A 20,907-nucleotide genomic window follows, 5' to 3' on the forward strand; every position below is an offset into this window, starting at 1 on the left:
TTGGCCGTTTTTTTGTGTAATAATATCTTATTACCTGCTGTTATGAATTCCATACTCCTTGAATAAGCATGTCAATAATTTAACCAGCTGCCTCCCTTTCTCTTACGTAGCTACTAGGAACCCCCCTTCCTCTCATGCACTCCAAGTCATCAATTATCACAAAATGTTCAATGTAACCACTTACATGAAAAAAAGGCTTGGTTTTCGTAAAATTGCCGCTTGAACTTCTGCTCCATCCATTGTATAGTACATAATTGTTTAGTTTTTAACAAAATGGTTTAAAGTATAAAATGAATATAGGATTTTCTTTTTTAAAGGCTGTTTTCACAAAGATTGTTGCTTACACCTATGTTGAATTAAGATCCTGTTGATTGTCACCGCACGCCCCGAGGAAAGCAAAGCGCCTGGAACGGAAATCAACAGCCTTTTATTGCAAAGCCTTCTTTAAAAAACCATTTAGAAGGAGATTTCAAAAGCATAAATAGAATAGCAACAAAGTATTAGAAAAGAGCCTTATTAAAAGAGCCTAATGAAAGGAATACACTATCGATGAAACTTGGTGCCCGCATTTTAAAAACGGGAATTGCCATCATACTCGCTTTATTTTTAGCACAGATTTTCGAACTCCCGTCACCTGTTTTCGCAGGTATCGCAGCGATATTTGCCCTGCAGCCTACCGTTTATCGTTCTTATCTATCTATCATTGAACACGTGCAAGGCAACCTGATTGGTGCAATGACAGCTGTGGTTTTCGTTATGGCGTTCGGTAACAGCCATTTTATCATTGGCCTGGCAGCAGTTCTGGTCATCACACTTAACCTTAAGCTCAGGCTCGAAAACACAATCTCGCTTGCGCTTGTGACGCTGATCGTCATAATGGAATCGCCTGGCGACGATTTTATCCAGTTTGCCCTGATCCGTTTTTCAACGATCATGCTTGGGGTCGTCTCAGCTTTTATTGTCAATCTTGTTTTCCTGCCGCCTAGATATGAAAGTAAACTTTACTACAAAATTACAACCTTATCAGAAGAAATAACAAAATGGATCAGGCTGAGCACCCGCCATGCCTCCGAGCACCAGCTCCTGAAAGCGGATATTGAAAAAATGCGTGAGGGAATCATCAAGCTTGATCAGCTTTATATGATGTATAAAGAAGAGCGAGATTATTTTAAAAATAACAAACTTGCAAAATCCCGCAAGCTGGTGATTTACAGGCAAATGATCAGTACGACGAAAAAATCGATGGATACGCTTAAGAGGCTCCATCGCTATGAAAATGAATTTAATCAGATGCCTCTGGAGTTTCAGGAAGTCGTTCAGCATCAGCTCGATTGCCTTATAAATCACCATGAACAGGTGATGATGAAGTTCGCCGGAAAAATCAGGCCTGAGGCTTCATACATCGACGGTGAGTATTGTCTTAACAAAAAGCAGCTATTTGAACTGTTTTTAGCGCAAAAAAAAGACCTGGCTGAATCGAACAGCCAGATGTTCTATCATGTCATGCAGCTTGTCTCCATCATCATGGAATACGGGGAGCAAGTCGAGCATCTCGACACACTGATCACAAGCTTCCAGTCCTATCATAAAGATGATAATAATGTGAATATCGATCCTAGTCCGGAAATTTAAAAGCAGCTGGTTTTTCAGCTGCTTTTTCGTTTGCTCTTATTCGTTAATTTTTCATCCGCGGATCGAGTGCATCTCTGAGTCCATCGCCCATCAGGTTAAAGCCCAGAACTGTGAGCATGATGGCCAGGCCAGGGAAAATCATTGTCCATGGAGCCTGGAGCATATAGTTTTTCGCATCAGCCAGCATCTTGCCCCACTCAGGATTCGGTGCTTCTGCACCAAGACCAAGAAATCCAAGTGCTGCCGCTTCGATAATTGCTGTCGCAATCGCAAGTGTCCCCTGAACGATGATCGGCGCCATACTGTTGGGAAGGATATGGTGGAATAAGATCCTGCTGTCCTTCATGCCTACTGCCTTTGCAGCCATGATATATTCCTCTTCTTTTACGCTGAGCACCCGTGAACGGATCAGCCTTCCGAAGGTTGGAATATTGATGATCGCAATCGCAATCAGCGCGTTGCGAAGAGACGGTCCCAATACTGCTACAATCGCAATTGCGAGCAGGATGCTAGGAAAGGCAAGCATGATATCGAAAAACCTTGAGATCAAAGAGTCAACCCATCTTCCATAGTAACCGGCAAGGATACCGAGAAGGCAGCCGACTACAATCGAACCTATTACAGAAAAAGTCCCTACCCATAGAGAAATCCTCGCTCCGAAAACAACACGGGAAAAAATATCGCGGCCAAAGTCGTCTGTGCCAAACCAGTGCTGTGCGGATGGTGCCTGAAGCCGTTCTCCCATTTTTTGCTCATTGATGCCTTCTGGAGCAATAAGCGGAGCTAAAATAGCCAGTAAGATAAACAATAAGACAATAATCGATCCTGCCAGAGCCAACTTGTTCTTCTTAAAGCTATACCATGCTTCTGTCCAGGGAGATGCTACTTTTTCTTCCGCTTTGACGGCGGGCGGCTGCATTTGTTTTTGAGTTGTAATTTCCATCTATATCTCCCCTTTCATCAACGATATTTAATTCTCGGATCAATTGCGGCATACAGCAGGTCAACTACCAGGTTAATCATGACAAAGATGAAGGCAATCAGCAGGATGCCTGACTGAATGACTGGGTAATCACGGTAATTGATCGCTTCATACACATAGCGCCCGATGCCCGGCCAGCTGAAGATCGTTTCAGTCAAGATCGCCCCGCCAAGCAGCAATCCCATCTGCAATCCGATAACAGTAAGTACAGGAATGACCGCATTTTTCAATGAGTGCTTATAGACAACCCAGAACATGCGAAGTCCCTTCGCTCTTGCTGTCCTGATAAAGTCTGAACGCATGACCTCAAGCATTGTGGAACGGGTAATCCTCGCAATGATCGCCATCGGGATTGTCGCCAGGGCAATCGATGGCAGCACCAGGTGCTTGAGTACATCCACAAGTTGGTCTGTACGACCCTGGATCAATGTATCAATGAGATAGAAATTCGTAATCGCATTCACCGGATTACGGACTTCCTCACGGCCTGAAGTTGGAAGCCAGTCCAAATTGATTGCAAATACCCATTGTTCCATCAAGCCAAGCCAGAAAATCGGCATGGAAACACCAATCAAAGCCAATACCATAGCAACATAGTCGAACCATGAATTTTGAAACCATGCACTGATGATTCCAGCATTCACGCCAATCACAATCGCAATCAGCATCGCTGTGAAGGATAATTCCATTGTAGCTGCCAGATACGGCCAGATTTCACTGCTTATTTCTGATTTCGTCCTGAGAGATTGTCCCAAATCTCCGGTCACCAAGCCGCCAAGATACTTAAAATATTGAACATACCATGCCTGGTCGAGGCCAAGCTGTTTCGTCAGATCCGCAATTGCTTCTTTTGTCGCGAGCTGCCCGAGAATGACTTGGGCGGGATCGCCAGGGATTGCCCGGATCATGAAAAATACAATAAGAGAAAGGCCTAATAGTACAGGAACCAATGATAAAATTCGTCTGACTGAATAAGCAAACACCTTCCCACCTCTTTTCCTGTTGCTAAAAATTTTTCAAGTTGATTTCTGCGCGAGGCACCTGCAATCCAAAAGAGTCTAGAACCTTACAGCCCAAATCAACCTGGAGGTAAAATAGCTTTATTTATCAAAAGAAAAGGGAGAAAGCACATGTTCTCCCTTTCCAGCTGCTTTATTTTTTGAATCCTACTTCTGATAACAGATCGGAACCTGTTGGATGCGGCTTGTAGCCTACGATATCAGCCTTGCCTGCGATCGCCGGCTGGGAGTGCACAAGCGGAACCCAAGGAGCATCTTCCTTAATTAGCACTTGAGCTTCTTTATAAAGTTTTTCACGTTCAGCCTGGTCATTTGTAGATTGAGCTTTAATGAACAGGTCGTGTACCTGCTGGTTTTTGTAGTAAGAATAGTTATTGCTTCCGATGTTATCCTGATCTAGAAGAACATACAGGAAGTTGTCAGCATCACCATTGTCACCTGTCCAGCCAAGCAAGAATGCGTCTGCTTCACCATTACGTGCTTTTTCAAGATATGTTGCCCACTCAAAAGATACAATCTTTGACTTCACGCCAATTTTTTCGAAGTTCGCCTGAAGTGCTTCTGCTACCTTCTTACCATCTGGCATGTATGGTCTTGCTACAGGCATAGCCCATAGCTCCATTTCAAATCCATCTTCATATCCAGCTTCCTTCAATAGAGCCTTAGCCTTATCAAGGTCAAACTCGTAGTCTTTTACATCTTCGTTGTAGCCTGCAATCATTTTTGGCATCGGATTGATTGCTGGCTCAGCAGCTCCAGCATAGAAAGCATCAATTAGAGCTTTCTTATCAACAGCATAGTTTAACGCCTGGCGAACCTTCTTATCTTTTAACGGACCGCGAGTGCTGTTCAATCCAAGGTAAGCAACGTTCATGGATGGACGGAAGAATGTCTGAAGATCAGGGTTAGCTTCGATTGACTCAACATCACTGAAGTTAACGCCGTCGATCAAATCAACTTCGCCAGTATTCAATGCATTCAAACGTGCAGAGTTTTCAGGGATGACACGGAAGATGACTCCATCAAGCTTTGGAAGCCCTTCCTGCCAGTAATCTTCGTTCTTGACGATTTCAACCTTGTCGTTGCGCTTCCACTCCTTGAATTTGAATGGACCTGTTCCAACTGGGTTATCAGTGAACTTGTCGCCATGCTTCTTGACAGCTTCTGGGCTGGCAATTCCGAATGGAGACATTGCAAGGTTTTTGTAGAATGGAGCAAGTACACGATTCATCGTGAATTCTACTGTATACTCATCAACAGCTTTAACTTCCTTGATTGTGTCGCCAAATTGAGAGTTGTAGTAATAAAAACGCTCTTTATTTCCGGCTTTCCAGCGATTAAAGTTGAAGACTACAGCCTCTGCGTTAAAGTCAGTTCCATCATGGAACTTCACGCCCTGGCGAAGCTTCAATGTATGCTTTAAGCCGCCATCAGACTCTTCCCAGCTTTCCGCCAGGCCTGGTTCGATTTCTGTATCCTGCTCACCAAAATTGATAAGAGTTTCAAAGATATTTTCTGTTACTTTAAAAGATTCCCCTTCAGTAGTGATTGCAGGGTCAAGTGCTTCTGAGTCACCGCCGCGGCCGAATACAAGTACTCCGCCCTCAGCTGCTTCTCCATCACCATTTTGTTCTGTTTTTGTGTCACTGCCAGATTTACCGCCTGAATCCTTCGTGCCGCCAGACGACTGATTATTGCTGCAGCCGGCAAGGCCTAAGCTCAGGATCAGGATGAAAGCAAAGAACATCAATCCAAAACGCCTTTTCATAATTTTCCCCCTTATTTTTTCGGACCAGTATATGAATCTAGTCCATGATATATATCATCTATGCTGGATTCCCTGCCTTCATTCCTGTTTTAGGAATAGAGGTGGCATGCAGCAAAATGACCAGGTTCAACTTCCTTCAATTCAGGTCTATCTGTTTTGCAAATCTCCATGCACTCCTTACATCTTGTATGGAATGCACACCCCTTAGGCGGGTTGGCCGGGCTCGGAATATCTCCGGTCAGCAATTCCCTGTTCCGTTTTACATCCGGATCAGGAATCGGGACAGCATCCAGCAGTGCCTTTGTATAAGGATGGAGCGGCTTCTCATAAAGCTTATCAGCATCGGTGATTTCTACCAGTCTGCCTAGATACATGACTCCGACTCTATCACTTATATGCTTTACGACACCAAGGTCATGAGCGATGAATATATACGTCAGCTGAAATTCCTTTTGCAGGTCCTCCAGAAGATTCAATACCTGTGACTGGATTGATACATCCAGTGCGGATACTGGTTCATCAGCAATGATCAGCTTTGGCCTTGTCATCAAGGCCCGGGCAATTCCAATCCTCTGGCGCTGCCCTCCGCTGAACTGGTGAGGATACCTTTTCGCATGGTAGCTGCTGAGACCGACAACCTCAAGCATCTCTTTCACCATTTGCTTTCTTTCCTTTTTGCTGCCGATGCCATGGACAATTAATGGCTCCTCAAGGATTTTTTCAACTGTATGCCTTGGATTCAAGGAAGCGAATGGATCCTGGAATACCATCTGCATGTCCTTGCGTGTCTTGCGCATTTCACCATCCGAGAGTGTGACCAGATCCTTCCCTTCGAAAATGACCTGCCCTTCTGTCGGGTCGGTCAGGCGCATCAGCATCCTGCCGGTTGTGGATTTCCCGCACCCGGATTCACCAACAAGTCCAAGCGTCTCCCCTTTGTTGACCCAAAAACTGATATCATCAACAGCTTTTACGCTTCCGGTCTGCTTTCCGAGCATCCCGCCGGTGATAGGAAAATATTTTTTTAGATTATCAACTTTTAACAGTACTTCTGCCAAGGCTTACTCCCTCCTTCTCATGTAAAAGGCAGCGCACAGAATGTCCCGGCCTTTCAGTCTGATAGAGTTCGGGATTCTCGCTCAGGCAACGTTCCATGACAAATTCACATCTGGCCGCAAACCGGCATCCCGTCTTAATGGAACCAGGTTTGGGCACATTTCCTGGAATCGAATACAAACGTTCTTGTTTCTCGCGGATATCAGGAATCGATTTAAGCAGGCCCAATGTGTATGGATGCTTTGGATTCTTGAAAATATCCGCAACATAGCCTTCTTCAACAATTTTCCCGGCATACATGACGACGACACGCTCGCATACTTCTGCTACCACACCAAGGTCATGGGTGATCATGATGATCGCTGTATCCAGCTTTTCATTAAGGTCCTTCATCAAGGATAAAATTTGTGCCTGGATGGTAACATCAAGTGCGGTTGTTGGTTCATCCGCAATCAGGACCCTTGGATGGCAGCTCAGCGCCATGGCGATCATGACCCTCTGTCTCATCCCTCCTGACAGCTGATGCGGATATTCCTTTATGATTTGCTCTGCTCTTGGGAGCCCGACAAGCTTCAGCATTTCTACCGCCTGCTGAGTGGCTTCCTTTTTTCCTAGCTTCTTATGTATTTTCAATGCTTCTGTCAGCTGTTCGCCAATCGTGAACAGAGGATTTAATGATGTCATAGGCTCCTGGAAAATCATTGCGATTTCATTTCCGCGGATTTCCCGCATCCGTTTTTCCGATGCGTGAACGAGATCTTCCCCATTAAGGAGAATTTCACCGCCTGCTATTTTCCCGGGCGGCTGTGGGATCAGCTTCATAATTGATAAAGATGTGACGCTTTTGCCGCAGCCGGATTCGCCGACGATCCCGAGGACTTCTCCCTTGTTTACAGAAAAGCTGACATCATCAACAGCCGGAATCTCGCCATCTGATGTGATAAAAGATGTTCTCAAGTTTTTTACATCCAAAACCGGAGCATGTACCACTTTACTACTCCTTTCTATAACCGAAATATTATTGCTGAATAAAATTCATACCTGTCTGTGTAAAACATTTTATATTAAAAGACTCATATAAGTCTACTTATTTATCAAAATTATTTAAATATAATAACAATTTAGAATAGTATTATGAAAATGGGACTTTTTGGTTTTTTATTTAGACGCAGGTAATTTACGAATAGTTACACAGGCATAAAAAAAGAAGCACTTTATAGTGCTTCCTGCCTAAATATATCAGCTTTCCAGCTGCTGGACCTGGAAGAGCCGGTAATAGCCGCCCTGCTTTGCCATTAGTTCATCATGCCGTCCGATTTCTTTTATTTCTCCATGCTCTATGAGGACAATCCGGTCAGCATGGGTAATCGTTGATAAACGGTGGGCAACGATGAAAGTCGTCCTGTCCTTGGCAAGCTTTTCAATAGCTTCCTGGATCAAATGTTCACTTTCAAGATCGAGTGCGGAGGTAGCTTCATCAAGAATCAGGATCGGTGGATTTTTCAAGAACACTCGGGCAATTGCAACACGCTGTTTTTGTCCTCCTGAAAGCTTGACTCCTCTTTCTCCGACTTTGGTATCATAGCCCTCGGGCAAATTCATAATGAACTCGTGGGCATTCGCAGCCTTTGCTGCCTCGAATACCTCGTCATCTCCAGCTCCCGGTTTACCTAGAAGGATATTTGATTTGACCGATTCGCTGAATAAAATATTATCCTGTGCTACCATCCCGATTTTATCCCGAAGCGAACGGACCTTAAAGCTGCGGATATCCTGGCCATCCAGCAGTATAGCCCCCTCGGTTACGTCAAAAAACCTCGGAATCAAACTGACAAAAGAGGATTTGCCTCCTCCGCTCATTCCTACGAGAGCAATTGTTTCTCCTTTTTGCACATCGATCGTAATGTTTTTGAGGACATTCTCCTCGCCTTCATCATAAGCAAAGCTGACGTCCTTAAAGGATATATCTCCATGAACCTTTTTCAGCTCAACTGCAGCCTCGTCATCCTGGATATCATATTTTTCATCCATGAATTCGAATACCCTGTCCATTGAGGCAATTGACTGTGTCAGGGTGGTAGATGAGTTAACCAGCCTTCTCAGCGGATTATACAGCCTGTCAATATATGCAATGAACGCGGCCATTTCCCCGATACTTAGAGTGCCCTGAAGCACCTGGTAACCGGAAAACCCAATAACAAGAAGCGGAGCGATATCTGTAATCGTATTGACCACTGCGAAGGCTTTCGCATTCCAGCTTGTGTGGTCCAATGCCTTCTTTAAGAAGTTTTTATTCTGGCTGTCAAATTGGGTCTGTTCATAGTCCTCAATTGCGAAGCTTTTAATGACAGATATCCCCGCCACCCGTTCGTGCAGATAGCTTTGCACTTCAGCGAGAGCCTGCGAACGCTTCCGAGTGAGGTTCCGAAGGTTTCCGAAGAAGTATTTTACCGAGAAAGCGTAAAAAGGAAACAGGATCAGCGAAACAAAAGTAAGCTGAACATCCATAGTGAACATGATAGCAGCCGCTATCAGTATGGTAGCAACATCCAGCCAGAGATTCATCAATCCGGTAACAACGAAGGTTTTCGTCTGTTCCACATCATTGATCATCCTGGAGATGACCTCTCCCGCCCTCGTATTCGAATAATATTTAAAGCTGAGGCGCTGCATATGGGTAAACAGCCTGTCCCTTATATCATAGAGAATCTTGCTCGCTGTCCACTGGGCAAAATACTGGCGGTAATATTCAATTGGCGGACGAACCACAACGAAAACAACGATCATGATACCCATCACCCAAAACAGCTTATCCGTTTTCTCAGCTTTGCTTAAAGTATCATTATCGATGACATCATCAAGCACGAACTTTATCAGTAATGGAATTAATAGCGGGATTGCGAACTTGATGATCCCGATTAGGATCGTGCCGATAATCTGAAGCCGGTATGGTTTTACAAATTTTAAATATCTGCGGATGCTTCCCAATTTAGTTCCCCCTTATGAAGCCTGTCTAGCTTAACACGAAACAAAAACCTGTTGATTCGAATCAACAGGCTAACTTTGTTTCATCCTGGAAATTACCGGCGATAAGTTAAATACCGCTCATAATAAATATCGATGAAATCAGGTGCGAAAGGGCCTTTACGCTGCCTGATCCAGCGCTTCAGCTTTTCCACATTGTATTTCAGGATTTTATCGATCACTTCAGGATATTGCATTTCTTTTCGGTGGCGCTCATATTCATCTTCATCAAGCAAGTTAAATGTCATATCTGGAAAAACCTTAATATCGAGATCATAATCAATATATTTCAGCGCTTCTCCGTCAAAAATGAACGGAGAACTAAGATTGCAATAATAGTACACGCCGTCTTCCCGTATCATGCCTATAACGTTGAACCACAATTGAGAGTGGAAGTAACAGATTGCAGGCTCTCTTGTGATCCAGGTTCTTCCGTCTGATTCCGTCACGACTGTCCGGTCATTGCCGCCGATCACAAGATTTTGTGTTCCCTTTAAGACGGTTGTTTCTTCCCAGACTCGATGGATGTGCCCATTGTGCTTATAACTATGGATTTGGACAGTTTCACCTTCGATGGGTACGCCCATGTTCTTCTCCCCTACTTTCCTTTCCCGGAAGCTTTGCAACCTATCAATGTATATTTATCTAGATCAATTGAAAAACGACAAAAGGCAACAAAGAACGATTCCTATTTTTTATTATTATAACGGTTAATGGAAGAATTTAAAACAAAAGAGCCACCGAATTACAGCGATGGCTCCTGAAAATTGATATATTTTTATAAAAATTCACTATTTTAAGGTCATTGTATACGATTTAGCGGAAAGTGACGGCCAGCTGCTGATAGGTACTGATTACCTCTTCGGTCTGTTTTTCAAACATCTGATGAATTTCCTTAAGCTCCATCTTTTTGCGATCAATCTCGCCGCGCAGCTCTTCAAGCTCCGCATTTTGCTTCAGCACATCCAGCTGTTTTTCAATCTCCTGGCACCGTTCCAATTCAGACTGCAGATAAAGAAGCTTTTCCATTGTTTGCATTTGTGTTGAAACCAATTCGTTAAATTTGTCCATGCTTTTCCACCGCCTGTAAAATTTATCTCCCTATTGTATTCGTTCAGGGTGATCCTTTTCCTTTGACTAGTTATGTAAAGTATTTAGAAGATTTGTCGAATGGGTTTTGTGAAGATTTCTTTTCTGATCTGACGAGTTCCTTTTCTGATTCCCTGTCTGATTTCCTGTCTGATTTCCTTGTTGCGGGATTTCGACAAAAATCCGCGGAATCACGTGCAAAGTTGCGGAATAACGGGAGAAATTTGCAGGATTTCTACAAAAAGCCTCGGAATCACCACTGGATCTGCAGAATTAATAGGCAAAGTCGAAGAGTACGCAGGTAAAATGGATGATTACCAAAAGGAAAGTTACCGGACCTCAACTATTTTTGAAAAATACTTTAGGGAAGTTGCAGGATTTCCTTTCAGCTTGCTTTTTAAATGCCAGGATATCTCGTTTTCGCTGCTAAACCATAGAAAAAGGCACTCTTCGGATAAAGAGTGCCTTTTGTGTTAAGTAAAATTAGCTCTGTTGGCCAGAGTTTTGACCTTTGCGAGCTTCTGCTTGCTGGTTTTGCTGACGCACTTCTTGTGCGTTAGTTTCGCTAGCGAATTCAGTGCCGTATTGGCCTTGTTGTCCGCCACGAGCAGCTTGAGCGTTTTGCTTGCGTACTTCTGCAGCGTTTGTTTCGCTAGCAAATTCAGTGCCGTATTGGCCTTGACCAGCAGATTGAGCGTTTTGCTGTCTTACTTCTTGAATGTTAGTTCCAGCTTGAGTTTGGTTAGGTTGTTTTGCCATTGTTATCACCTCCACGAATATTAATTTAACCAGCGTGGGGGTGAGCTATCCGACTTTTTTCTTCCAAAATCAACCATAACTGCTTGATTTATACGAGCAGGGAGATACCGCCATCCACGATGATCGTCTGGCCGCGAATCATGCTTGATTCGTCCTGCAAGAGGAACATAACCGCATTGATCATATCGTTAATTTCAACCATCCTGCCTGCCGGTGTCTTCTCTCTTGCTTCAGCCAGCAGCTCTTCGCGGTTTGGGAAGTGGGTCAGCGCCTCTGTATCGACAGCCCCGCCGGAAACGGCATTTACAACGATATTTTTCCTGGCAAGCTCTACTGCTAGATAGCGCGTCAATGCTTCAAGTGCCGCCTTGGACACCCCGACCGTTGTGTAATTTTCTAAATAACGGATCGAGCCGAGTGAACTGATGCTTACAATTTTTCCGCCGCCATTTCTCTCCATCAGTTTAGCTGCTTCCTGGGCACAGAACAGCAGAGCCTTGCTGTTGATATTCATCGTCCAATCCCAGTGTGACTCCTCCAGTTCCATCGCAGGACGAAGAACACCTGAAGCGGCATTGTTGACGAAAACATCCAGCCTGCCAAATGTTTCATCAATTTGCTCAAACATTGTTTTAATTTTGCTGACATCGCCGACATTTGCTTTGACGATAAGCACCTTTCTGCCGAGGGCTTCAATCTCTTCCGCTGTTTCCTGTGCAGATTTTTTGCTGCGAGCATAGTTGACGACAATGTCATAGCCTTCCTTTGCAAGCCTTATTGCTGCTGCTTTGCCGATACCACGGCTGCTTCCTGTTACCAATGCTACTTTCTGTGTCATATTTAAATTCCTTTCTTATACCTGATATTAGGACAAGGTTCTTGTTTTATTTTAGCCTTTTCCGGGATATATGACAATGAGGCAGAAATCCTTTTGATTGTCTTTGATAAAAACAGTACATGCTGAAAACAATAACAAGTAGGTTAATTAATCTTGAAAGGATGATTTAGATGTATGTGGGCCGTGACATGACCGAATTATCAATGATGTCCAAAACTGATTGGAAAGACAGTGAACTTGCGTTTTTCCATCACTCCCTGCAGCAAATGGTTCCTTACCTGAATGCCGAAGGCCAAACCATCCACCGGGAAATCGTGGAGGAAATCGAGCGCCGAGGCGGTCTCCAGCGCCACGAAGCAGATTATACTCATGGAACGAAGATTAGTTACGACTAATACTAAAGAAAGGCTGACCCTGGATCAGTCAGCCTTTCTAAATTCCAAATACTGTTTAAGCATTTTCTGGTAAGGTACCGGGAAAGCATACTCCTGGATCTCCTGCTCAGAAACCAATTTTAATTGCGGCGATTCCGGAACCTTCCCGTTAAAATTGCCGCTGAAAACCTGGATATTCCATATTAAATGAGAGAATACATGATCGATTTGCCCGAGTGCATCCTGAACATGCGGTTTGAATCCGTATTGCTCTTCAAAATGCTCCTCAAGCTGATCACGATGGCGCTGGAATTCTAGGCCCAGTTCTACAGTCGGAAATTCCCACAGGTTTGCCAGCAATCCTGATTCAGGTCTTTTGCGTATGAGGATTTTTCCTTCTTCATTCGTAAAGATACCGGCTGCAAGCTGAACACTTCTCTGCTTTTTCTTTTTCGTTTTTACAGGCAGCTCATTCTGTACTCCTTCATGAAAGGCCTGGCAGTGATCCCTTACTGGGCATAACAGGCATGATGGCGAGGTAGGGGTACAAATCAGCGCACCCAGCTCCATCAAGGCCTGATTGAAAAACGAAGGATTCTCACGGGAAATGAGCTTTCTAACGGCTTCTTCGAATATTTTTCTCGAAGATGGCTTTGCAATGTCATCCCAGATCAGCAGGATCCTTGACAGCACCCTCATGACATTGCCATCGACCGCTGGCTCTGGCTTTCCATAGGCGATACTTAGAATGGCGCCAGCAGTGTATGGGCCGACTCCTTTTAATGAAGAAATTTTTTCAGGTGAATCTGGAACCTTCCCGCCATAATTTTCATGGACTTCCCGGACAGCTGATTGGAGATTTCGCACCCGGGAATAATAGCCAAGCCCTTCCCAGGCCTTGAGCACCTTCTCTTCATCCGCATTCGCCAGTGCTTCTATTGTTGGAAAGTTTTCCAGGAATGAATTAAAATAAGGGATGACGGTATCTACTCTCGTTTGCTGAAGCATGATTTCAGATACCCACACTTTATAAGGGTCTTGATCCTTTCTCCAGGGCAGTTCACGCTGTTCATCTGCAAACCATCCAATCAAATCATCCTGAAAGGATTTAATATCCATTTTATCTACACTTTTCTTGATGTCAGTTGCCACTTTTGTTCCTCCACGTGTTAAACATTCCGGAAATTTGGGAATATAATATTAACGTTTCTGCTTGATTGCCATAAAACCTATTCTTTCCAGGCCGCCTGGCACAAAGTCCTCAAGCCTGCCGAAAACAGAATGGGTCCTTGACTGGCGCAATTTTTTCAGAGCATGATAATGCGACTCAGTCGGAACATAGAATGATTCAATGAACATATTTCGCTGTTCTGACTGGCTGCAGGAAAACATGTCTGCCTCAAAATCCTGGAGCATGGCTGAAATCCCATCCATGGTCTCGCGGTATTGCTCAAGCAGGTTTTGTTTTACCTCATACTGAATAATCATTTGAATCATGCAATACAGCTCCTTTGTGAAAAATTTCATCATAAAGGGCAAACTGCTGATACAGCCCTTTAAAAGTAAACCATTATCGATGATGTGACAAGAACTTTTACTTAATAAAAATTATTGAAGGAGGCGGTATTATGGATACAGGAACCCATGTAGTCATGGGATTCGCACTGGGCGGTCTGGCTACACTTGATCCAGCTGTCAGCGAAAGCACCGCCACTGCAAGCAGTGTATTGATCGCTACCGTTATCGGATCACAAATACCTGATATAGACACAGTTTTAAAATTACGCAATAATGCTGTGTACATCCGGAACCATCGTGGAATCACCCATTCCATACCGGCAGTTCTTCTTTGGCCTCTGCTCATTACAGGAGCAATTTACGCCTTCCATCCAGAAGCCAATTTACTGCACTTATGGATTTGGACATTCATCGCTGTATTCCTTCATGTTTTCGTCGACATATTCAACGCTTATGGAACCCAGGCGCTGAGGCCTTTTTCGTCGAAATGGGTCGCATTGGGCATCATTAACACGTTTGACCCGATTATTTTCGCGATTCATGTTGTCGGACTGTTCATATGGGCTTTTGGGGCAGATCCAGGATATACCTTCCTGACGATTTACATTATTCTTGTCTTCTATTACATTTATCGCTTCATGAGCAAACGCAAGGTTATAACAGCAGTGAAGCAGATTGTTCCTGACGCAACCGAGATCATTGTTGCTCCAACAATGAAACTGAACCATTGGCGAGTGGCTGTCATGAACAAGCACCAATTTTTTGTCGGCCGTGCCCATAAAAGCCATGTCAGGATTCTTGACCAATTCAACAGGGTACCAGTTCCAGAGACCCCCGTGCTTGAAGCTGCCAAGAAAGACAAGAATCTCTCAGCATTCCTCTCCTTCTCCCCGGTCTATCGGTGGGAATGTGATGAATACGACGATTATTACGAAGTTAGGTTCATTGATTTGCGCTACCGAAGCAATGGCCACTATCCATTCGTCGCGGTCGTTAATCTGGGGAAAGATTTGAATATTTTAAGTTCCTATACCGGCTGGATTTACAGCGAGGAAAAATTGCGTAAAAAGCTTGAGTTTATCCCTGGAGAAGGGTAATGGCCTTGGAGCGGAAACTTTTTGGTTAAAATAGAACCCCCGGCAGACTTGGAGTTTGCCGGGGGTTTTTTGCCCTTTTGCCTTGAGGTTTTGAGAACCTTATTAAGACCTTCTAGTTTGAATTTCTTGAGTTGGATGGTCTTAAGAATCTTTATTAGGACCTTGCAGACCAGATTTCTTTGCGTGGAATGGCCTTGAGAGCCTTTATTAGGACCATCCGCAACAGAATTCTTGGGCTGGATGGCCTTAATAGCCTTTATTAGGACCTTCCATTACAAATTCCTTGGCCTGGATGGTCTTAATAGCCTTTATTAGGACCTTCCATTACAGAATTCTTGGGCTGGATGGCCTTAATAGCCTTTATTAGGACCATCCATTACAGATTTCTTTGCCTGGATGGTCTTAAGAATCTTTATTAGGACCATCCACTACAGATTTCTTTGCCTGGATGGTCTTAATAGCCTTTATTAGGACCATCCATTACAAATTCCTTGGCCTGGATGGCCTTAATAGCCTTTATTAGGACCTTCCATTACAGAATTCTTGGGCTGGATGGCCTTAATAGCCTTTATTAGGACCTTCCATTACAGATTTCTATGCACGGTTGGTCTTAAGAATCATTATTAGGACCATCCACTACAGATTTTTTGACCTAGGTGGTCTTAATAACCTTTAATAAAGACCATTCACACCAGGATTTCCGGCATGGATGGTCTTAAGAAGCTCAGCTCAATGTGGTTTCGACGGGTCATTCTCCTGCTCTAACAAATGCTTATACTTCGGATTCCTGGCGACGAATTCATGAAGCTGGGCTCCGTAATGCTCGATCCATTGGCGGACTACTTTTTCGGTCATTTCGCTGCCCATATAGTCATGGCCTGCTTTTGCGTAGGTAGCCTCGAAGTCACCCCAGAGCAATTCAACCCAGGTCAAGGCTTGTTCATATGTTATATCCTTGTTTTTTTCCAACAGCAGGTTGGCTAGTCGTTCGTGGTATTCATGCATGATTCTCACCCTTTGCCAAATTTTAATATAGGTTATGCCCCGTTTGGATTTATCCAATACTATTACTGCGTAGTGCTTTTTGCATCTACGTAATTATACCCGTCACGGAGGCCACTATGCGAAATAAAGAAACCAACTTCCCGAATCAGAACAACAACAAGCTCGAAGGCGAACCGAGGGCTAAAGCAGAATACGCCTCAAGAAGGGCTGACGGCACGATCAATACTCATCCGCAGGAACGTATGTATGCATCATCCCATCGTGAGGATGACACTTCCGCTGTCCTGAAGGATCATTAATTAGAAAAGCACAAGCACAGCAGCTAGGCATGCAAGGGCAAAATCGGGGTTACTCCTGGTTTTGCTCTTCCAATTTCACCAGCAGCGAAATCGGCAGCGCATCTTCCCTGCCATCGCCGTTTAAGCGTGATCCCCAGGCGAAAACTCCATTCATATAGTCGATTTTGAAATAGGAACCCGGATCCCCCTCTATTTGATAAATCTCGCCAGGCTTGAAATCATCCGGGTTTAGCATGTAGGATTTGGCCATAGCAATTTTTCGTTCATAAACAGCAAGCTCACTGCCCATGCCCATTTGTTCCGCTTTTCGGGCTTTATCGCGCAGCCCGGCGATTTCCTGGTTCAATTCATACTCGGTCATTTCACTGTAACGTTTTTCTCTCATCTTGTTCACTCCTGGATTGTTCTCGCTTTTAACATTTTATCATTTGAGATATAAATAAATTATAGCATGTAATCTTAAGGAGGCTATCATGAAGGCAATCATCGTGACTGGAGCAGGGTCAGGCCTTGGCAAGGAAGTATCGCTGCTTCTTGCAGCTCAGGGCTACCATCTGATTTTAACAGGAAGGAGCGGGGACAAGCTTAAGGAGGTACAGAACCAGATTGAACAGGCTGGCGGCAGTGCTTCCCCACTTGAACTCGACATCCGGAATCTTGAGGATATAAAAGAAAAAGCCATTATTATTAGTAAAAAGTTCAACCTATATGGACTTGTCAATAATGCTGGCTTGGGTCACTTCGGGCCTTTTACAGACATTTCTGACCAGGAAATTGAAGACATGTTTGCGACGAATGTATTTGGGACCATCCATATGACAAAAGCCATCCTTCCATATTTAGAGATGAACAAGGAAGGAATCGTCTTGAATATCGTTTCTACAGCTGGATTAAGAGGCAAGAAAAATGAAGCAGTGTACTGCGCAAGCAAATTCGCGGTAAGAGGCTTCACCGAGAGCCTTCAAAAGGAATATGAAGGTACCGGAATCCGTTTTATTGGTGCGTATATGGGTGGAATGGATACACCTTTCTGGGAAGGCAGCGACCATATTGCAGATACCTCCAGGCTTCGGTCTGCTTCTGAGGTGGCTCAATTGATCGTCAATGGCCTCGATCAGGATGAAATTGTGATAGAATCTAAAAAATCATGACACCCGTCATGATTTTTTCTTTATTCCTCCCTTTCCTTCTCGGCAATGAACTCATCGATTAAATCCATCGGGAAGCCTTTTCGGTAAAGGGCCATTTTCATTTTTTGCCTGTATTCTCTGCCGGACAGCCGCGCATGTTTATTGTGAAGCTTCTCTCCCTGGTAACGAAGGGCATCCATCTCACTATCCTCTTCCTTCTCCACCACTGTCTCTTCCAAAGTTGCCCGGATGATCGCAAAAGAGTAGCCCTTCCTTTGCAGCATCTGTTCGATTTTCTGTTTCAGGATCCGGGATGAATCCTTGTTGTTCTTCTGTGCGTATTTTTTACTGAGTTTGATCGCTTTTTCAAGCTGGTCATCAAAGCTTACTTCCTCAATAGCCCTGGAAATGATATCGGGTGAGATTCCTTTTTCCTTAAGCTCCTTTTTGATGACTTCTGGCCCTTTATCTGTTGTATTCAGCTGGGTGCGGACAAACGCAGCAGAAAATTCTTCGTCATTCAGGAATTTAAATTGTTTTAATTTTAGGATGGCTTCCTGAATAACAGGCTCAGCAATCTCTTTTTTCTTCAGATAATCCCTTACCTCACCCTCTGACCTCATTCGGTGGGCAAGGTAATTAATTGCGGAATTATAGGCCTTGCGGATGTCATCCTGATAAAGCATTTCCGTCACTGACAGGTCATCAAGTTCCATGCCTTTTTTCAGTTGATGTTTAATCAGGACGTCTTCATCAACACTGAACGCATATTCTTCGCCGCTTCCATTGTCGGTAAAAATACTGTACCGGTCCTTATTGTGCTTTTGAACGGATATTTTTGTGATTACTGCCATATGGCTCACCTCGTGGAAACGTCTTTTATTAAAATGTAACACATTCAAAGAAGGTTTATCATGCAAAAAGCAGTACTATAATAGGAAGAAAACTTAATATGGGGGGGATTTTTTTGAAAATCGCGATTGCTGGGGGGACGGGATTTGTCGGTAAAGCCTTAAGCGATGAACTGCTTTCAAACGGTCATGAAGTCCTAATTTTAACGCGCAAAAAAAGAAGCTCGAGCAATAGACTGAAATTTGTTCAGTGGCTAAATAATGGAGACTTGCCTGAGAAGGAGCTTAAAGGGATAGATGCTTTCGTCAACCTTGCTGGAGCCAGTATCAACAGCAGGTGGACCGATGAATATAAACAAAAAATATTAAATAGCCGCCTTTCTGCTGCTACTGAGGTGAACCGCATTCTTGAGCAGCTGGAAAAGAAACCGGAAGTACTTATTAATGCCAGCGCCGTTGGTTTTTATGGAACCTCTCCAGAAAAGGAATTTACAGAAGCATCTGAGGCGGGGAGCGATTTCCTTGCAGATACCGTGACTCGCTGGGAAGCCGCGGCAGCTGGGGCTGGCAAATCCGGGGTGAGAGTTGTCTTATGCCGCTTTGGAGTGATACTTGATCGAAATGAGGGTGCGCTGCCGAGGATGGTTTTGCCCTACAAACTCTATGGAGGAGGCAAAGTAGGTTCCGGGACGCAATGGCTTTCATGGATTCATATCAAGGATGTAGTAGCTGGCATCCTGTTTGCAATCGAGAATGAACAATTGGCCGGGCCAGTTAATTTTACAGCACCCGCACCGGTTAAAATGGACCAGTTTGGACGCACGCTCGCGGATGTGCTGCAAAAACCTCACTGGCTGCCTGTTCCCGTATTTATGTTAAAACTCTTGCTGGGGGAAATGAGCATGCTTGTTCTTGAAGGCCAGCATGCATTGCCGAAAAAGCTCCTTGAAGCTGGCTTTAGGTTCCACTTTCCGAACTTGAAGGAAGCGCTGATGGATATTTTTGGTCCATAATTCGGTTTAATCCTTTTCAAGAAGGAGATACTGCTAAAGTAAACTTTTTGAAAGGGTGGGTTAAATGGACAAGAAGAAACGTGAAAAGACGAAGAGTACACTATCGAGCATGCAGGAAGTAACCTACAGCCGCGAATTCAAAAAGGCTGACCGTGCAGGTGGCTACACGGCTGGAAAGAGATTTTAGGCATTAAAGAGCCCTATCAAGCAGACCATAAAAGTACGGAAATGATTTATTTCCGTACTTTTAAAATGGGAAGGGGTTTTTCCGAATGGGACGTTCCAGAGGACATAAAACACGCGACCGTAACAAAGCATCACTTCCACAGGTTCCACAAAATATGAAATCAGATGGAATCGATGTAGAGTTTAACCGTGAGCTTGCTGATCAGGCTGATCTTGAGGCATTGGCCCGTTCAAGAGCTGCTGATGGACGTGCGAAAAGAAGAAGGAAATAACCCAAAAAGAAAGCAGGATCCTCGGATCCTGCTTTCTTTCTTAAGGGGAAGGGGAAATATGTCATGAGCCAGTTTGCATGTGAATCTTTTCACTAACTCTTGATAACTGTAATATACACCTTGCCAAGCTAGCTATCAATAGACTTCACTAATTGTTCATAAATATAATTCCGCATATTATCCACAACAATGTGGATATTGTGTACTATTTTATTCACGCCCTTAATTCTTCAGGGATTTTGCAAGTAAGCTGATATCACCAATGATTTGTGGATAATGTGGATAAACCTGTGGAGTACTCGTAATTCAAGTAATTTAGCTGTTGATAAAGCTGAGGATAAATTTAACCCTTTAATTTACCCATATTCTCATAATTAAAAACACATATGATTAAATCTTGGCCATATAATAATTCACTTCATAACTACAAATAATAAATCAAAGCTACAAACATGGAGGGATTTTCACATGGCAAGAAGAAACAAAATTCTCGTTCCTGAAGCCAGAAGGGCATTGGACGATTTAAAGGCACAGGTTGCCGGAACAATGAAGGCCGAAGATGCGAAGTTCGAGACAGCTAAAGAAGTTGGTGTCGCTTTAAACAAAGGGTATAACGGCAGCCTGACAACACGCGAGGCTGGGAAAGTAGGCGGCAGGCTTGGCGGAAGTATGGTTCGTGAGCTTGTAAAAATGGCACAGCAAAATTTAACGAAAAAATAGGTACCAATTCTTTGCCAAAAAGATTATTGACAGCCCTTGGAAATTGTATTATAATAAATAAGCTTCGCCAATATTGAAGTAACTTGAAACACACTGACTAACAATATAAACATTTAAATGGCATTCTGCTTATTTTTTTGGTAATAACTTATTCACACTGGATCGGCTTCGGAGCCGTTAGGATGCAAGAGAGGTAGGGCTTGCGTCGTTTAGGTTTAATTGATCAAGTGGAATTTTTTACCGCGGCACAGTTTATAATTGACTAACCATATATA

Annotated in this window: 24 protein-coding genes; 9 read left to right on the forward strand and 15 right to left on the reverse strand. The window is 43.8% G+C overall.

The window, feature by feature from the left end:
* Window positions 1-549: 549 nt before the first annotated feature.
* Window positions 550-1,632 carry an aromatic acid exporter family protein gene (locus AC3EBE_RS20015; protein ID WP_488596781.1) on the forward strand — a complete coding sequence of 361 codons (1,083 nt, stop codon included), beginning with the start codon at window positions 550-552 and terminating at the stop codon, window positions 1,630-1,632.
* A gap of 43 nt (window positions 1,633-1,675) precedes the next feature.
* Here the strand turns inward: AC3EBE_RS20015 and AC3EBE_RS20020 are convergent, their stop codons facing one another.
* From AC3EBE_RS20020 to fabL, 10 genes are all read right to left on the reverse strand, one after another.
* Window positions 1,676-2,575, reverse strand: coding sequence for an ABC transporter permease (locus AC3EBE_RS20020; RefSeq protein ID WP_488596783.1), 900 nt, complete (start codon window positions 2,573-2,575; stop codon window positions 1,676-1,678).
* A gap of 17 nt (window positions 2,576-2,592) precedes the next feature.
* On the reverse strand, window positions 2,593-3,597 hold the full coding sequence (locus AC3EBE_RS20025; protein WP_488596784.1) for an ABC transporter permease: 1,005 nt from the start codon (window positions 3,595-3,597) through the stop codon (window positions 2,593-2,595).
* 169 nt (window positions 3,598-3,766) lie between these two features.
* Complete coding sequence (locus AC3EBE_RS20030; protein ID WP_488596785.1) at window positions 3,767-5,401, reverse strand: ABC transporter substrate-binding protein; 1,635 nt, start codon at window positions 5,399-5,401, stop codon at window positions 3,767-3,769.
* Window positions 5,402-5,490: 89 nt separating this feature from the next.
* Window positions 5,491-6,459 (reverse strand): ABC transporter ATP-binding protein, encoded by a 969-nt coding sequence (locus AC3EBE_RS20035; RefSeq protein WP_488596786.1) that lies wholly within the window; start codon window positions 6,457-6,459, stop codon window positions 5,491-5,493.
* A complete protein-coding gene (locus tag AC3EBE_RS20040; protein WP_488596787.1) occupies window positions 6,434-7,447 on the reverse strand; it encodes an ABC transporter ATP-binding protein in 1,014 nt (337 codons plus the stop codon). Before AC3EBE_RS20040 ends, AC3EBE_RS20035 begins: the two co-directional genes overlap by 26 nt.
* Before the next feature lie 249 nt (window positions 7,448-7,696).
* Window positions 7,697-9,445 (reverse strand): ABC transporter ATP-binding protein, encoded by a 1,749-nt coding sequence (locus tag AC3EBE_RS20045; RefSeq protein ID WP_488596788.1) that lies wholly within the window; start codon window positions 9,443-9,445, stop codon window positions 7,697-7,699.
* 92 nt (window positions 9,446-9,537) lie between these two features.
* Window positions 9,538-10,068: a nucleoside tri-diphosphate phosphatase gene (gene ntdP / locus AC3EBE_RS20050; RefSeq protein WP_488596789.1), complete on the reverse strand. Its 531-nt coding sequence runs from the start codon at window positions 10,066-10,068 to the stop codon at window positions 9,538-9,540.
* A 229-nt stretch (window positions 10,069-10,297) separates the two neighbouring features.
* Window positions 10,298-10,552: a YgaB family protein gene (locus tag AC3EBE_RS20055; protein ID WP_488596790.1), complete on the reverse strand. Its 255-nt coding sequence runs from the start codon at window positions 10,550-10,552 to the stop codon at window positions 10,298-10,300.
* Window positions 10,553-11,053: 501 nt separating this feature from the next.
* Window positions 11,054-11,329 (reverse strand): gamma-type small acid-soluble spore protein, encoded by a 276-nt coding sequence (locus tag AC3EBE_RS20060; protein WP_488596791.1) that lies wholly within the window; start codon window positions 11,327-11,329, stop codon window positions 11,054-11,056.
* A gap of 88 nt (window positions 11,330-11,417) precedes the next feature.
* Entirely contained in the window at window positions 11,418-12,167 is a 750-nt protein-coding gene (fabL, locus tag AC3EBE_RS20065) for an enoyl-[acyl-carrier-protein] reductase FabL (RefSeq protein WP_488596792.1), read from the reverse strand.
* Between the two features lie 170 nt (window positions 12,168-12,337).
* Here fabL and AC3EBE_RS20070 point away from each other — a divergent pair, with 170 nt between their 5' ends.
* Window positions 12,338-12,562: a hypothetical protein gene (locus AC3EBE_RS20070; protein WP_488596793.1), complete on the forward strand. Its 225-nt coding sequence runs from the start codon at window positions 12,338-12,340 to the stop codon at window positions 12,560-12,562.
* 24 nt (window positions 12,563-12,586) lie between these two features.
* Here AC3EBE_RS20070 and mutY read toward each other — a convergent pair whose 3' ends face one another.
* Window positions 12,587-13,660, reverse strand: a complete 1,074-nt coding sequence (gene mutY, locus AC3EBE_RS20075) for an A/G-specific adenine glycosylase (RefSeq protein ID WP_488596911.1) — start codon at window positions 13,658-13,660, stop codon at window positions 12,587-12,589.
* Between the two features lie 81 nt (window positions 13,661-13,741).
* A complete protein-coding gene (locus AC3EBE_RS20080) occupies window positions 13,742-14,038 on the reverse strand; it encodes a hypothetical protein (protein WP_488596794.1) in 297 nt (98 codons plus the stop codon).
* 131 nt (window positions 14,039-14,169) lie between these two features.
* Here AC3EBE_RS20080 and AC3EBE_RS20085 point away from each other — a divergent pair, with 131 nt between their 5' ends.
* Window positions 14,170-15,156: a metal-dependent hydrolase gene (locus AC3EBE_RS20085; protein ID WP_488596795.1), complete on the forward strand. Its 987-nt coding sequence runs from the start codon at window positions 14,170-14,172 to the stop codon at window positions 15,154-15,156.
* Window positions 15,157-15,885: 729 nt separating this feature from the next.
* Here the strand turns inward: AC3EBE_RS20085 and AC3EBE_RS20090 are convergent.
* Window positions 15,886-16,161, reverse strand: a complete 276-nt coding sequence (locus AC3EBE_RS20090) for a YfhJ family protein (RefSeq protein WP_488596796.1) — start codon at window positions 16,159-16,161, stop codon at window positions 15,886-15,888.
* A gap of 116 nt (window positions 16,162-16,277) precedes the next feature.
* On the opposite strand from AC3EBE_RS20090, the gene AC3EBE_RS20095 reads away from it, so the two are divergent.
* Entirely contained in the window at window positions 16,278-16,460 is a 183-nt protein-coding gene (locus AC3EBE_RS20095) for a small, acid-soluble spore protein K (protein WP_488596797.1), read from the forward strand.
* 49 nt (window positions 16,461-16,509) lie between these two features.
* Here AC3EBE_RS20095 and AC3EBE_RS20100 read toward each other — a convergent pair whose 3' ends face one another.
* Window positions 16,510-16,845: a YfhH family protein gene (locus AC3EBE_RS20100; protein ID WP_488596798.1), complete on the reverse strand. Its 336-nt coding sequence runs from the start codon at window positions 16,843-16,845 to the stop codon at window positions 16,510-16,512.
* A gap of 88 nt (window positions 16,846-16,933) precedes the next feature.
* Here AC3EBE_RS20100 and AC3EBE_RS20105 point away from each other — a divergent pair, with 88 nt between their 5' ends.
* A complete protein-coding gene (locus AC3EBE_RS20105; RefSeq protein ID WP_488596799.1) occupies window positions 16,934-17,611 on the forward strand; it encodes an SDR family NAD(P)-dependent oxidoreductase in 678 nt (225 codons plus the stop codon).
* A 20-nt stretch (window positions 17,612-17,631) separates the two neighbouring features.
* Here AC3EBE_RS20105 and recX read toward each other — a convergent pair whose 3' ends face one another.
* On the reverse strand, window positions 17,632-18,444 hold the full coding sequence (gene recX, locus AC3EBE_RS20110) for a recombination regulator RecX (protein WP_488596800.1): 813 nt from the start codon (window positions 18,442-18,444) through the stop codon (window positions 17,632-17,634).
* Between the two features lie 113 nt (window positions 18,445-18,557).
* Here recX and AC3EBE_RS20115 point away from each other — a divergent pair, with 113 nt between their 5' ends.
* The 4 genes from AC3EBE_RS20115 (at window position 18,558) to AC3EBE_RS20130 (ending at window position 20,632) form a co-directional block, all read left to right on the forward strand.
* On the forward strand, window positions 18,558-19,454 hold the full coding sequence (locus AC3EBE_RS20115; protein WP_488596801.1) for a TIGR01777 family oxidoreductase: 897 nt from the start codon (window positions 18,558-18,560) through the stop codon (window positions 19,452-19,454).
* A 64-nt stretch (window positions 19,455-19,518) separates the two neighbouring features.
* Entirely contained in the window at window positions 19,519-19,641 is a 123-nt protein-coding gene (locus tag AC3EBE_RS20120; RefSeq protein WP_488596802.1) for a YfhE family protein, read from the forward strand.
* Window positions 19,642-19,726: 85 nt separating this feature from the next.
* Window positions 19,727-19,912 (forward strand): YfhD family protein, encoded by a 186-nt coding sequence (locus AC3EBE_RS20125; protein ID WP_488596803.1) that lies wholly within the window; start codon window positions 19,727-19,729, stop codon window positions 19,910-19,912.
* Between the two features lie 468 nt (window positions 19,913-20,380).
* A complete protein-coding gene (locus AC3EBE_RS20130; protein ID WP_488596804.1) occupies window positions 20,381-20,632 on the forward strand; it encodes an alpha/beta-type small acid-soluble spore protein in 252 nt (83 codons plus the stop codon).
* The last annotated feature ends 275 nt before the right edge of the window (window positions 20,633-20,907 follow it).

The sequence above is a fragment of the Mesobacillus sp. genome, from assembly GCF_057785455.1.